This window comes from Brevundimonas fluminis, from assembly GCF_003934285.1.
Taxonomy (GTDB): Bacteria; Pseudomonadota; Alphaproteobacteria; order Caulobacterales; family Caulobacteraceae; genus Brevundimonas; species Brevundimonas fluminis.
On sequence record NZ_RQWJ01000002.1, the window covers coordinates 791,161 to 803,907 of the forward strand.

General features: G+C 70.8%; 12 protein-coding genes and 1 other RNA gene. 6 read left to right on the top strand and 7 right to left on the bottom strand.

The window, feature by feature from the left end; genetic code table 11:
- Window positions 1-30: 30 nt before the first annotated feature.
- Window positions 31-1,980 (bottom strand): transketolase, encoded by a 1,950-nt coding sequence (tkt, locus tag EFJ44_RS04570; RefSeq protein WP_241209683.1) that lies wholly within the window; start codon window positions 1,978-1,980, stop codon window positions 31-33.
- Window positions 1,981-2,119: 139 nt separating this feature from the next.
- Between tkt and EFJ44_RS04575 the strand changes: the two genes are divergently transcribed.
- From EFJ44_RS04575 to EFJ44_RS04600, 6 genes are all read left to right on the top strand, one after another.
- Window positions 2,120-2,371 carry a hypothetical protein gene (locus EFJ44_RS04575; RefSeq protein WP_125255976.1) on the top strand — a complete coding sequence of 84 codons (252 nt, stop codon included), beginning with the start codon at window positions 2,120-2,122 and terminating at the stop codon, window positions 2,369-2,371.
- Window positions 2,371-2,688 carry a cell division protein ZapA gene (locus EFJ44_RS04580; protein WP_125255977.1) on the top strand — a complete coding sequence of 106 codons (318 nt, stop codon included), beginning with the start codon at window positions 2,371-2,373 and terminating at the stop codon, window positions 2,686-2,688. The genes EFJ44_RS04575 and EFJ44_RS04580 overlap by 1 nt, the downstream gene beginning before the upstream one ends.
- Window positions 2,689-2,784: 96 nt before the next feature.
- Window positions 2,785-2,946: non-coding RNA, 6S RNA (gene ssrS, locus EFJ44_RS04585), on the top strand.
- 97 nt (window positions 2,947-3,043) lie between these two features.
- On the top strand, window positions 3,044-3,601 hold the full coding sequence (locus tag EFJ44_RS04590; RefSeq protein WP_241209673.1) for a 5-formyltetrahydrofolate cyclo-ligase: 558 nt from the start codon (window positions 3,044-3,046) through the stop codon (window positions 3,599-3,601).
- Window positions 3,598-4,422: a TIGR00282 family metallophosphoesterase gene (locus EFJ44_RS04595; protein WP_125255978.1), complete on the top strand. Its 825-nt coding sequence runs from the start codon at window positions 3,598-3,600 to the stop codon at window positions 4,420-4,422. The genes EFJ44_RS04590 and EFJ44_RS04595 overlap by 4 nt, the downstream gene beginning before the upstream one ends.
- Window positions 4,423-4,696: 274 nt before the next feature.
- The gene (locus EFJ44_RS04600) at window positions 4,697-5,143 is read left to right on the top strand and encodes a hypothetical protein (protein ID WP_125255979.1); all 447 of its coding nucleotides are present in this window, start codon (window positions 4,697-4,699) and stop codon (window positions 5,141-5,143) included.
- Here EFJ44_RS04600 and EFJ44_RS04605 read toward each other — a convergent pair.
- From EFJ44_RS04605 to purL, 6 genes are all read right to left on the bottom strand, one after another.
- Window positions 5,119-6,609, bottom strand: coding sequence for an amidohydrolase family protein (locus EFJ44_RS04605; protein ID WP_125255980.1), 1,491 nt, complete (start codon window positions 6,607-6,609; stop codon window positions 5,119-5,121). The genes EFJ44_RS04600 and EFJ44_RS04605 overlap by 25 nt on opposite strands.
- Before the next feature lie 65 nt (window positions 6,610-6,674).
- Complete coding sequence (locus EFJ44_RS04610) at window positions 6,675-8,243, bottom strand: alkaline phosphatase D family protein (RefSeq protein ID WP_125255981.1); 1,569 nt, start codon at window positions 8,241-8,243, stop codon at window positions 6,675-6,677.
- A 54-nt stretch (window positions 8,244-8,297) separates the two neighbouring features.
- Complete coding sequence (locus EFJ44_RS04615; RefSeq protein WP_125255982.1) at window positions 8,298-9,674, bottom strand: cytochrome P450; 1,377 nt, start codon at window positions 9,672-9,674, stop codon at window positions 8,298-8,300.
- A gap of 44 nt (window positions 9,675-9,718) precedes the next feature.
- Window positions 9,719-10,144, bottom strand: a complete 426-nt coding sequence (locus EFJ44_RS04620) for a DUF305 domain-containing protein (RefSeq protein ID WP_125255983.1) — start codon at window positions 10,142-10,144, stop codon at window positions 9,719-9,721.
- Window positions 10,145-10,146: 2 nt separating this feature from the next.
- On the bottom strand, window positions 10,147-10,518 hold the full coding sequence (locus EFJ44_RS04625; protein WP_125255984.1) for a hypothetical protein: 372 nt from the start codon (window positions 10,516-10,518) through the stop codon (window positions 10,147-10,149).
- A complete protein-coding gene (gene purL, locus EFJ44_RS04630) occupies window positions 10,515-12,731 on the bottom strand; it encodes a phosphoribosylformylglycinamidine synthase subunit PurL (protein WP_125255985.1) in 2,217 nt (738 codons plus the stop codon). Before purL ends, EFJ44_RS04625 begins: the two co-directional genes overlap by 4 nt.
- Window positions 12,732-12,747: the final 16 nt, after the last annotated feature.

The window sequence follows — 12,747 nt, forward strand, 5'->3', positions numbered from 1 at the left end:
AGCTGGTTCCTTCTCCCGACGGGAGAGGGATCAGAGTCTGGACTTAACCGCCGCGACCACCGCCTCGGCGGTGATGCCGAACTTCTCGTACAGCACCTCCGCCGGGGCCGAGGCGCCGAACCCGGTCATGCCGACGAAGCCGCCGTCCTCGCCGATGAAGCGCTCCCAGCCCTGTTTGATGCCGGCCTCGACGGCGACGCGCACCGTGCCGCGGCCGATGACCGACGCCTGATAGGCGGCGTCCTGCCGCTCGAAGAGCTCGAAGCACGGGACCGAGACGACGCGGGTGGGCAGGCCCTCGGCCTCCAGCGCCTCGGCCGCCTTCAGCGCGACAGGCACTTCGGTGCCGGTGGCGAACAGGGTCGCCTTGGCCTCTCCCGACGCGCCGCGCAGCTCATAGGCGCCCTTGGCCGACAGGTTCTCCGACGCGGCCGTGGTCCGCACGGCGTCGGTCTTTTGTCGCGACAGGGCCAGGGCCGACGGCGCGGTCTTCGTCTCCAGCGCGACGCGCCAGCATTCGAACGCCTCCACCGTGTCGGCCGGGCGGAACACCAGCAGGTTCGGAATGGCCCGCAGCGCCGCCAGATGCTCGACCGGCTGGTGCGTCGGCCCGTCCTCGCCCACGCCGATCGAGTCATGCGTCAGCACGTGGATCACGCGGATGCCCATCAGGGCGGCCAGCCGGATCGAGGGTCGGTTGTAGTCCGAGAACACCATGAAGGTGCCGCCGTAGGGGATGACACCGCCGTGCAGCGCCATGCCGTTCATGGCCGCCGCCATGCCGTGCTCGCGGATGCCCCAGTTGACGTACCGCCCCTCATAGGTGGGCGCGTCCAGGATCGGCGTGCCGGCCACGAAGGTGTTGTTCGAGCCCGTCAGGTCGGCCGAGCCGCCGATCATTTCCGGCACGGCGCCGAACAGCCTGGCCAGGGCGGCGCCCGACGAGGCGCGGGTGGCCTGCGCCGGCTTCGTTTCGATCAGTTCGGCGATCCCGGCGTCCAGCGCGTCGAAGGCGTCGGCGGGCAGGTCGCCGTTCATGGCGCGGGTGAAATCGGCGCCTTGCGGATGGGCTGCCAGCCTGGCCTCCCAGGCCTTGCGGACCTTGGCCCCGCGACGGCCGACCTTCTTCCAGGCCGAGGCCACCGCCTCCGGCAACTCAAACGGATCATGGGTCCAGGACAGGCCCAGCCGGGTCGCGGCGATCTCGGCGGCGCCCAGTGCCGCGCCGTGCGTCTTGTGGCTGCCTTCCATGGTGGCGGCGCCGCGGCCGATCTTGGTCTTGCAGGCGATCAGGGTCGGCTTGTCCTGCCTGATCGCCCACTTCATCGCCGCGCGGATCGCGTGCATGTCGTGGCCGTCGACGGCCTTCACCGCCCATCCGGCCGACTTGAAGCGGCCCTTCTGATCGGTTGCGTCGGACAGTCCGACCTTGCCGTCGATGGTGATCTCGTTGTCGTCCCACAGGACGGTCAGCCTGCTCAGGCGATAGCGGCCCGCCAGCGTGATCGCCTCCTGGCTGACGCCCTCCATCAGGCAGCCGTCGCCGGCGATGACCCAGGTGCGGTGGTCGACCAGATCGTCGCCGTACTTCGCCGCCAGATGCCGCTCGGCCATGGCGAAGCCGACGGCGTTGGCGAGGCCCTGACCCAGCGGGCCGGTGGTCGTCTCCACGCCCGGCATGTGGCCGAACTCGGGGTGACCCGCGGTCTTCGATCCCCACTGACGGAAGTTCGACAACTCCTCCTTCGTCGCCGCCTTCACGCCCGTCAGGTGCAGCAGGGCGTAGATCAGCATCGAGCCGTGGCCCGCCGACAGGATGAAGCGGTCGCGGTCGGCCCAGTCGGGCCGGCTCGCGTCGAACTTCAGGAAGCGGCTGAACAGCACCGTCGCGACGTCGGCCATGCCCATCGGCATGCCCGGGTGACCCGACTTCGCCTTCTCGACCCCGTCCATCGCCAGCACGCGGATCGCGTCGGCCATCTGCTTCGGGGTCGCCTTGGATGCGGGTTCGGGACCGGTCACGGGGAGGACCTTTCGTCGGAGGGCGGAAAAAAGGGAGGCGGCGGCGCTTTACCGCGCGGGCGTGGCGGGTTCTATACGGATTCTGAAAGGAGGGCACATGGCCGACGCCGCCGCCGCCGCCCGGGAGAGGGTCGATCGGGCCCTGTCCCTGCTCGAGCGCAGGGTTCTGGACCTGAAAGCCCGCCCCGCCACCGCCCGTCCCGTGGCCGACGACGACCTGTTCGCGCCGCGCGTCGATCCCGTCCGCACCGCCGAGCTGGAGGCCGCCGGGCGCGAGGCGTCCGAGGCCCTGGCCATCGCCGCCCAGGCCATCCGTCACGCCCTGGGCGAAGACGGGGAGGCCGCCTGATGGCCACCGTCACCGTCGAAGTGAACGGCCGCCCCTACGCCGTCGGTTGCGCCGACGGTCAGGAAGACCGCGTCCGCATGCTGGCGCGCCAGTTCGACGACCACGTGCGCGGCGTCGCGTCCGAGGTCGGCCACGTCGGCGACATCCGCCTGTTCCTGATGGCCGCGCTGCTTCTCGCCGACGAACTGCACGAGACGCGGCTCGCCGGCGGGGTCGTCACCCCGGCCGGCGATCCCCCGCCCGCCGCCAACGACGGCGTGGCCGAAGCGCTCAACGCCGTCGCGGCGCGCCTCGAGAAGCTGGCCCAGACGATCTGACGCCTCGCGCAGCGAGCGGCCGCGTCGCGAATGACAGGGCGCAGGAAACCCCGCCATTGTTCCGCCCCTCCGTCGCGCCTATCTTCGTCCCCGGCGGGTCGGCTGCGGCTCTCGTCGAAGGCAACACATCCCAGCGACCTTAATCGTCTCTAAGGGAGCTGTCCCTGTCCGGGCTCGTGGGCCTGGGCACTACGGCGCCCACCTGGTTCGCCAGGTCGAGGGGATTGAACCGTCCTTCACGGCCCTCGCGGCCCCCGCCAACCTCTTTTTCTGTGGGCCTGACGCTCGCGCCGCGGGCGCTCGCTGCCTGAGGCCGGGCCTACCGCTCGACGCGGGCAAGGCGTATGGCTCGCCCGTGAGCCCGCATCCGACCGACAAGCGTGAACTGCGGGCCGCCATGCGCGCCGAGCGCAAGCGGCTGAGCGGGCTGGACGCGACGGTCGCCCATCGCGTCGCCGATCACGCCGGTGATCTGCCTCCCGCGGCCGTCGTCGCCGTCTACCGCGCCATCGGCACCGAGCTGGACGCCGCGCCGCTGGCGGCCGCCCTCGTCGCCGGCGGCCGCGAGCTCTGCTTGCCCGTGGTGGCGGAGCCCGACGCCCCGATGATCTTCCGCCGCTGGGCGCCGGGCGAGCCGCTGGAGCCCGATCTGGTGGGCGTGCCCGCCCCTCTGCCGTTGGCCGAACGCGTCGAGCCCGACCTGATCGTCACGCCCTTGCTGGCCTTCGACGCGCGAGGCTGGCGGCTGGGGCAGGGCGGAGGCCACTACGACCGCACCTTCGCCGCCCTGCCCGCCGCGACCCGCGTCGGCCTGGCCTACGCCGGGCAGGAGGTGGGAGGGCTGCAGGTCGAGCCCCACGACGTTCGTCTGCATGGCGTCCTGACCGAGATGGGCTATAGGCCCTTCGGATGAGACTGGCTTTTTTCGGCGACGTGGTGGGCAAGTCCGGCAGGGACGGAATCTCCGACCATCTGCCCGGGCTTAAGCGCGATCTGAAGCTCGACTTCGTGGTGATCAACGCAGAGAACGCCGCGGGCGGCTTCGGCATCACCGAACACACGGCCAACGAGCTGTTCATGGCCGGCGCGGACTGCCTGACGCTGGGCAACCACAGCTGGGACCAGCGCGAGGCCCTGACCTACATCGTGCGCGAGCCGCGCCTGATCCGCCCGCTGAACTATCCGCGCCTGATGGACGCCCCGGGCGCCGGGGCCAATCTGTTCGAGACCCACTCGGGCCGCACCGTTCTGGTCATGAACGTGCTGGGCCGCGTCCACATGGACCCGATGGACGACCCGTTCAGCGCGGTGGAGAAGGAGCTGGCCGCCTGCCCGCTCGGCATGGCCGCCGACGCGATCATCGTCGACATGCACTGCGAGGCGACGTCGGAGAAGATGGCGATGGGCCACTTCTGCGACGGTCGCGCCAGTCTGGTGGTCGGCACCCACACCCACGTGCCCACCGCCGACTGCCAGATCCTTCCGGGCGGCACGGCGTACCAGACGGACGCCGGCGGCTGCTGCGACTACGACTCGGTCATCGGCAATGAGAAGGAAGAGCCGCTGCGCCGCTTCACCACCCGCATCAGCGGCGGCCGCTACAGCCCGGCATCGGGTCCGGCCACCATCTGCGGCGTCTACGTCGAGACGGACGACCGCACCGGTCTGGCCACGCGGATCGAGCCGATCCGCGTCGGCGGGAGGTTGAGGCGGGCGGTTCCGACGCTGGCTTGATCCTCGTCATCCCGGCCGCAGCCGCGCAGCGGCGGAGAGCCGGGACGGGCATGGGCTTTCTTGTGCGCGCTCCGGGCGACCAAGGCGACCCGGAGCTAGGGTCGGCATTGGCCAGCCGTGGCCCGGCTCGCCGCTCCGCGCCGTCCGGGCGCTCCAAGGATGCACGCGACCGTCCCGGCTCTCGCCTTCGGCTCGGCCGGGATGACAATGGCGGACGGGCTGGTCACTCAATAGAGCCGGCGCCATTCTCGCCAAAGGTCAGGGAGCGGTGGGCATGGTCGCACCAGAAGTTGCCGAGGCTGTGGGCGGGGAAAACCATGGTCGGCTGGGGATGTCCGCCATCTTGCATGGGCTGGATCCGGCGATCGACTGGGCCAGCAAGCTCGGACTGACGCTCGCGGTCATGACCTTCGTCGTGGTGATCGTGGATTTGGCCATGCGAGGGCGCTTGAGACAGACCGCGTTCGCCTTCACCCATCTGTTGGCTTGTCTGCCTTTGATCGGGGCCCTCCACGCGGCGTCTCAGGGAACCGTGAACTACTGGCTTGCCGTTCCCGCGGACGACTCTCCTCTCGGCAATTTCCCGCTCATTCAGGCAGCAGTGGCGGTGCTGATGGGCAGCTTTCTGTCCGGCCTCGGCGTGATCCTGACCTTCGTTCTCCGGCTCGATGACGCGTGGCGCGGGCGGAAGGGCGATCACCCCCGCGCCACGAACCCGTAGCGCCGGTTCGACGGCTGCGGCCCCGCGGCCAGATAGTCCGCCTTGATCGCCGCGAACCGGTCGCCCGCCACGCGCGCTTCCACCGTCGGCACGTCCACGCCATAGAGCCGGGCGTTGTTGCCGCCGAAGACGGCGGCCTTCACCGGTCCGTCGGCGGCGCCCAGTTCGGCGAAGCCGTGGGCGCGACGCATGTCCTCGGGGATCTCCAGCCGGCGCAGCCCCTCGATCTGCCACTGGGGCGAGCCGGTCCAGACCGCGTCGGTGCCCCAGCAGACGCGCTCGACCCCCAGCCCCCTGATCAGCGTGCCCATGATGGCGGCGCACATGCGCGGCTCGGCGATCAGGGTCTGGGCGAAGATCTGGCCCAGGTCGCCGTGGACGTTCGTGACCCCGTGCTTCTCCGGGATTTCCGCCAGGTCGGTGACCCAGTCGATGCGGCCCGTTCGCTCGAACTCGGCCAGCGCCCACTCCGGATCGTCCAGCCGGTAGGCCGAGTGGTAGATGACGAAGTTCAGCCCCGGCCAGTCCTTCGCCGCCTGCGCCACGTCGTCGACGCGGGCAAAAGGCGCCAGGTCCGGGAACCTCTGGTCCGCCCCGCGCCCCCACAGTCCCTTGTGCACGCAGACGGTGGTCACCCCCGCCGCGGCCATCAGCTCATAGCCGCGATAGGTCTCTTCCGAATCCATGCGCCAGGGATGCTTCGCGGTCTCCTTGTGGGTGTTGTCGCCGACGGTGTAGCCCTTGACCGAGTCCGGCTTCAGCTCCAGCGCGGCGGCCAGATCGTCCAGCCAGCCGGGCGCGCCCGGCGTCATGATGGCGTGGCTCATCATCCGCACGCCGCCCGCCTCCGCGTTCACCTTCGCCCTGGCCTCGGCCATCTGCCGGTTGGTCAGGAACCAGTCTTCGGGAATGTCCGACGGCGCCGAGGAAATCAGGGCGATCTTGGTGTCGCTGTCGAGGAAGATTTCCTTGAAGTAGTTGTCGAACTTCAGGTCCTCGATGGTCTGGGCGCCCGACGCCGACAGCTGCGGGTTCCAGCCCTGCGCCGCGACCGACTCCCGCAACCGCACGAAGTTCGTCAGCCGCGTGTCGTCGCGCAGGAAATGGGTGTGCATGTCCATGATGAACTGGCCGGACAGGGCCCTCGCCCTTTCGTCCGCCAGCTCCGGCGTCGACGCCTCGGCCGTCCCCACATCGAACACGGGACCGAAGGCGCCGTTCAGGGCCGCGAACCCGGCCGCCATACCCGACGCCGTCTGGAAGAAGCGCCGCCGGCTCATGCCCAGCTTCGGCGCCACGGCGTCGGCCAGCGCGTAGAGGCGCATCTCCGCCTCGCGCTGCCTGCGGCTCTGCGCGACGGGTCGGTACTCCTCCGAAGACACCATCCGCACGGGCAGGGGCGTTCGCGGCTCGCTGCGCTCGGCCGGCGTCAGCGCCGCCATCTCCTGGTCGGACAGTCCGCGCATGGCTTCCTCCTCCGGTGATCGGCGAAGGCTAGCACCGCCCCCGGCGGGCGCGGAGCACGATTTCGTCAGGCCGGCAGGACCCGCGCATCGCCCGACTGGACGACCATCGTCGCGCGTGTCGAAAGCGTGCCGCCCTTCTCCGACACCTTGTCCAGGACCTTGAACTCGGTCCGCCACGCCTCCGGCGTCACGTCGCAGACGACGTAGCCGCGCTGGGCGTTGTTGAACTTCAGGAAGGGGTTGTCGGCCAGATAGCGGCGGCCGTCCGCGCGCTGGTCCTGCCCGTCGCCCGAGGAGCTGATCGACGTGGTCACGAACTCGCTGGCGATCGGCGCGGCCGACGGTTCGCGGCCGTTCAGATGCAGCTCGCCGGCGTAGTTCTGGTGCTCGTCGCCGGTCAGAACGACGACGTTCTTCATCCGCCGGTCCTGAATCCGCTTCAGCAGCCGGTTGCGCGGAATGCGATAGCCGGCCCAGGTGTCCACGTTGAAGCCGAGGTCCGGCCCTTCCTTGCGGTCCAGATCCATCATCATGATCTGCTGCGCCAGCACGTTCCACCGGGCGCGGCTCTGGTCCAGTCCCCGGTACAGCCACTGCTCCTGCGCCTCGCCCAGCACCTGGGCCTCCGAGGCGTCGACCGCCGCGCAGGTGGTCGCCCAGGCGTCGCCGCACGGCTGGTCGGTGCGATGCTGGCGCGTGTCCAGCAGGTGCAGGTCCATCAGGCCGCCCCACGACGCCCGGCGGTACAGCTGCGTCGCCGACCCCCGGGGGAAGGCGGAGCGCCTCAGCGGCATGTGCTCGTAGAAGGCCTGCATGGCCGCCTGCTGCCGCAGCATGAAGACGGCCGGGTCCGTGCCGTCCTGATCGAGGGCCGAGACCCAGTTGTTGTCGATCTCGTGGTCGTCCCACGTGCAGAACCACGCCGTCGAGGCGTGCGAGGACTGGAGGTCCGGGTCCAGCTTGTACTGGGCGTAGCGGCGGCGATAGTCGTCCAGCGAATAGACCTCGCCGCCCAGGTGCATGCGGGGGTTTTCGATGGTCCCGCCCGAGCCGGTGTAGGTCCGGTTGCCGCGGCCCTCGTAGATGTAGTCGCCGTAGCAGTAGATGAAATCGAGGTTCTCGGCCGCGGCCTTGCGGTGCGCGGTGTAGAAGCCCTGCTCATAGGCCTGGCAGCCGACCACGCCGAAGCGGGCGCGTGCGACCGCCGCGCCCGCCGCCGGCGCCGTCACGGCCCGGCCGTACGGCGTGCGCTCGCGGCCGGACGAAAAGCGGTAGAAATACTCGCGGCCGGGCTGCAGACCCTCGACCTCGACGTGGACCGCGTGCGCCAGTTCCGGCCGCGCGACGGCCTCCCCCGAGCGCACGATCGTGCCGAAGCCGCGGTCGGCCGACACCTCCCACTTCACCGGCACGGCCGCTGAGGGCATGCCGTGGCCGATCTCCAGCGGGCGCGGCGCCAGTCGCGTCCAGATCACGAAGCCGTCCGGCGTCGGGTCTCCCGCAGCGATGCCCAGTTGGAAGGGATATTCCGCCCAAACCGGATCGGCCAGCGCTCCGCGCGCCAGTCCGGACGCGGCCACGCCCCCGCCCAGCGCAAGGATCAGCGAGCGACGCGAAGGGACGGGCAGGCGCATGGGCAGGGTCTCCGGATTTCGCTCCCGGATACCGGCCGATCGTGACGGTTCTGTCTAGGCCCGGGCGCGCAGCCGCAGGCGGATGGGCCGGGCGCTGCGCAGCGTGATCTGGTGCACCGGCCGCGGCTCCGCCGGCGCGATGGGCTCGACCTCCGCCGCCTTGAGGATCGTCGCCAGCGCGATCATCGCCTCATTGAGAGCGAAGGTCGCGCCGATGCAGACGCGGGGCCCGGCGCTGAAGGGAATGTAGGTCCAGCGGTCGATGGCCTTGCGGGTCCGGGGCAGGAACCGTTCGGGCCGGAACTCTTGCGGCGCGTCCCACAGCAGCTCATGCCGGTGCAGCACCCAGGGCGATATCAGCACGGTGGCGCCGGCCTTGATCTCCTGCCCGCCGACCACATCGGGACCCAGCGCCCGACGCGCCAGCGTCGGCGCCGGGGGGAACAGGCGCATGGCCTCCTCGATCACCGCGCGCGTCCACGGCAGATGCTCGGCCCAGTCCGGGGCGTCCGGGTCGAACGGGTCGGCCTCGTCGCGCAGGCGCGCTGCGACGTCCGGCGCCCGGCTGATCAGGTGCAGCGCCCAGCCCAGCGTCCGCGCCGTCGTCTCATGGCCCGCCAGAATGAAGGTCAGCACGTTCGAGGCCACCTCGTGATCCGACAGGCCGTCGCCGCCGTCCTCGTCGCGGGCGTTCAGCAGGGCGGTCAGCAGGTCGTCGGCGACCCGCTCGCCGGCCTCGATCTGCGCGCGCCGCCGCGCGACGAGCGCCGACACGCGGGTTTCGAAGAAGCGACCGGCTCCCGCACCGGTGATGCGGCCCAATCGCGGGATCCAGTCCGGCGCCGCCAGCACGTCGAGCGGGTCGATCCGCGCGGCCAGGGAGAGGTAGGAGTTCAGCGCCTTCTCGAATCCCCGCGCGTCGCCGTCCAGCTGGTCGGAGAACAGGGTCGCCGACAGGATGTCGAACGTCAGTCCCGACATCTCGGTGTCGAGGTTCAGCACGCGAGGTCCCAGATCCAGCCGCCAGCCCTCGACGCGTCGCCGCGACCGATCCGCCATGCGTCCGGACATCGTCGCCGTGCGCGCCGGCGTGAACAGCGGCGCCAGGATGCGGCGGACCCGTCGCCACGCCTCCCCCTCGGTCAGCAGCAGGCCGTCGGCCAGCATCGGCCCCAGCACCCGGCGCTGCAGCGCGCCCTTCTCATAGTTGGCGGCGTTGGCCGACAGGACGTGACGCACGCCCTCCGGATGGCTGACCACCAGGATCTCGCCCAGGGCGGAGTCGCCGTGCAGCTGCGGCTCGCGGAAATGGCGCTCGGACCACATGCCCAGCGGATCGCGCCACCCGACCCACAAGAACGGGATCAGGCCCAGCGGCCTCGTCCGCCGCCGGGGCGTCCACGGGCGAAAGGCGGGAGAACCGTCGGCCATGCGGGGAGTCTAGGCCTGCCGGGTGACCGCGATAAGGCCCCGCGTCAGTTGGCCGCCGCCGGCTTCCACGCCCGCATCTCGGCGATCTCGCGCGTCTGGGCGTCGATCACGGCCCGGGCCATGCGGCGGATCTCGGGGTCCTTCGAGTTCGCCAGCGCCACCTCGGCCATCTCCACCGCGCCCTCGTGGTGCGCGATCATCTTGGCGATGTAGGCCTCGTCGACGGTGGCGCCCGAAGCGTCGGCCATCTTCCGATGCATCGAGCTTTCCGACGCCGCGAAGGCTGCGTCGCCTGCACCGGGGCTGGCCGGTCCGTGCCCGGTCGGGTGGGCGCCCGACGTCTCGCCGTCCTTCACCGTCGCGGCGTGGCGCTCGGCCGAGGCGTCGCGCATGGCCTGCTCGACCGGATCGCCGCCGCCCTCGCACGCGGTCAGCAGCAGGACGGGCAGGGCGATCAGCAGGCGCTTCATGGTCAGCTCCTCGGCGGCAGGGTCGACGACTTGGTGCGGCCGTCTCGGTGGGTCACGGTGGTCGGCGCCCGCTCGCTCTGCGCGGGGATCAGGCCGGCGATGCGGACGTAGACGCGGTCGGTCGCCGAAGCGCCTGCGGCCTGGACGCACAGGGTGCTCTCGCCCTCGCGGCCCCATGGCGTCTCGACGGCGTCGACCACGTCCTCGCTGCCGTCGACGAAGGCGACGATCCGCGCCCGCAGGTCGCGGTCGACGCCCATGGCGTAGCTGCCGAAGCTGACCTCGACGTCGCAGCCCTCGCGAACCGCCGGCGGCTCCGCCGTCTCGCAGCCCGCGAGGGTCAGGACGGCGATCAGGGCCGCGGCGCGGATCACGCCCGGCCCTCGATCCACGCCGGCAGCCAGCTCTCGTGCATCTCGCGCAGGTGGGCCAGCGGGATGCGGAACAGCTCGCCCTTCTCGCCGGCCGAAGCGAAGTCCGTGCCCTTGGCCCGGCCCACGACGCTGGCATGCAGGCCCGCGGCCTGGGCCCTGGCGATCAGATCGACCGGATCGGCGACGGCGGTCAGGTAGCGCGCCTGATCCTCGGCGAACAGCAGGACGTGCGCGTGGGCGTGGCTGGTCGCGTCCAGCTCCACGCCGCAGTCGCTGGCCAGGGCCATGTCCGCCGCCGCGCCGATCAGGCCGCCGTCCGACAGGTCGTGGACGCAGGTCAGGTCGCCGGCTTCGATCAGCCCGCGCACGAAGTCGCCCGTCCTGCGCTCCAGCGCCAGGTCGACGGGCGGCGGCGCGCCGTCCTCGCGGCCCAGCACCTCGCGCAGATAGATCGAGGCGCCCAGCTCCCCGTGCGTCTCGCCGATGAGCACCAGCACGTCGCCCTCGACCATGCCGCCGAAGCCGCAAACGGTGTCGTAGTTGGGCAGCAGTCCGACTCCGCCGACGGTCGGCGTGGGAGGGATCGCGGCCCCGTTGGTCTCATTGTAGAGGCTGACGTTGCCGCTCACGACGGGGAAGTCCAGCGCGCGGCAGGCCTCGGCCATGCCGTCGATGGCGCACACGATCTGACCCATGATCTCCGGGCGCTGCGGGTTGCCGAAGTTGAGGTTGTCGGTGATGGCGATCGGCCGCGATCCGACGGCCGTCAGGTTCCGCCAGGCCTCGGCGACGCACTGTTTCCCGCCCTCGTACGGGTCGTTCTGGACGTAGCGGGGGGTGCAGTCGCTGGTGACCGCCAGACCCTTGTCCGTCCCGTGCACCCGCACCACGCCCGCGTCGGCGCCGGTGGCGGAGTCGTGCAGGGTGTCGGCCATCACGTGGCGATCGTATTGCTCCCAGATCCAGCGCTTGGACGCCATGTCGGGACAGCAGACGACGCTCAGGACCGCGTCGGGCCAGCTGTCGGGCGCGGGCACCTCCTGCGGCGACAGGCGCGGCTGCAACTCGGGCTGCACCCAGGGCCGGTCGTACATCGGCGCGTCGTCGAACAGCGGCGCCAGCGGCACGTCGCAGACGACCTCGCCGTGATGCTTCAGCACCAGACGGCCGGTGTCGGTGGTCACGCCGATGGTCGCGGCGTCCAGGCCCCATTTCCTGAAGATGCGCTCGCCGTCCGCCTCGCGGCCCGGCTTCAGCACCGCCAGCATCCGCTCCTGGCTTTCCGACAGCATCATCTCGTACGCCGTCATGCCCTCTTCGCGCTGCGGCACGGCGTCCATGTTCAACTCGATGCCGACGCCGCCCTTGCCGGCCATCTCGACCGAGGAGCTGGTCAGCCCGGCCGCGCCCATGTCCTGGATCGCGGCCACCGCGCCCGACGCCATCAGTTCGAGGGTGGCCTCGATCAGCAGCTTCTCGGCGAAGGGGTCGCCGACCTGGACGGTCGGGCGCTTCTCGTCGGAATCCTCGTCGAACTCCGCACTCGCCATCGTCGCGCCGTGGATGCCGTCGCGGCCGGTCTTGGAACCGAAATAGACCACCGAGTGGCCCGCGGCCGGCGCGGCCGAGTAGAAGATGGCGTCCGACTTCGCCAGGCCCACGCACATGGCGTTGACCAGGATGTTGCCGTTGTAGCCGGCGTGGAAGTTGGTCTCGCCCGCCACGGTCGGCACGCCGACGCAGTTGCCGTAGCCCCCGATGCCCGACACCACGCCGCTCACCAGCCGCCGCGTCTTCTCGTGCGACGGGTCGCCGAAGCGCAGGGCGTTCAGCAGGGCCACGGGCCGCGCGCCCATGGTGAAGACGTCGCGCATGATGCCGCCCACGCCCGTCGCCGCGCCCTGGTAGGGCTCGATGAAGCTGGGGTGGTTGTGGCTCTCCATCTTGAAGATGCAGGCGTCGCCGTCGTCGATGTCTATGACCCCGGCGTTCTCGCCGGGCCCGCAGATCACCCGCGGCCCCTTGGTCGGGAACTTGCCCAGATGGATTTTCGACGACTTGTAGCTGCAGTGCTCCGACCACATCACCGAGAACACGCCCAGCTCGACCTGGTTGGGCTCGCGCCCCAGTCGATCCAGCACGATCTGGTATTCGTTCGGAGCCAGGCCGTACTCGGCGGCCAGCTCGGCCATGGACTTCTCGGGTGCGCTCATGGGCGGGCCTTCTAGC

What these genes read in the sequence shown, in the direction of transcription:
- tkt (WP_241209683.1), bottom strand. Translation starts at nt 1,980, where the DNA reads ATGGCCGACGCGATCCGCGTGCTGGCGATGGACGGGGTCGAGAAGGCG.
- EFJ44_RS04575 (WP_125255976.1), top strand. Translation starts at nt 2,120, where the DNA reads ATGGCCGACGCCGCCGCCGCCGCCCGGGAGAGGGTCGATCGGGCCCTG.
- EFJ44_RS04580 (WP_125255977.1), top strand. Translation starts at nt 2,371, where the DNA reads ATGGCCACCGTCACCGTCGAAGTGAACGGCCGCCCCTACGCCGTCGGT.
- EFJ44_RS04595 (WP_125255978.1), top strand. Translation starts at nt 3,598, where the DNA reads ATGAGACTGGCTTTTTTCGGCGACGTGGTGGGCAAGTCCGGCAGGGAC.
- EFJ44_RS04600 (WP_125255979.1), top strand. Translation starts at nt 4,697, where the DNA reads ATGGTCGCACCAGAAGTTGCCGAGGCTGTGGGCGGGGAAAACCATGGT.
- EFJ44_RS04605 (WP_125255980.1), bottom strand. Translation starts at nt 6,609, where the DNA reads ATGCGCGGACTGTCCGACCAGGAGATGGCGGCGCTGACGCCGGCCGAG.
- EFJ44_RS04610 (WP_125255981.1), bottom strand. Translation starts at nt 8,243, where the DNA reads ATGCGCCTGCCCGTCCCTTCGCGTCGCTCGCTGATCCTTGCGCTGGGC.
- EFJ44_RS04615 (WP_125255982.1), bottom strand. Translation starts at nt 9,674, where the DNA reads ATGGCCGACGGTTCTCCCGCCTTTCGCCCGTGGACGCCCCGGCGGCGG.
- EFJ44_RS04620 (WP_125255983.1), bottom strand. Translation starts at nt 10,144, where the DNA reads ATGAAGCGCCTGCTGATCGCCCTGCCCGTCCTGCTGCTGACCGCGTGC.
- purL (WP_125255985.1), bottom strand. Translation starts at nt 12,731, where the DNA reads ATGAGCGCACCCGAGAAGTCCATGGCCGAGCTGGCCGCCGAGTACGGC.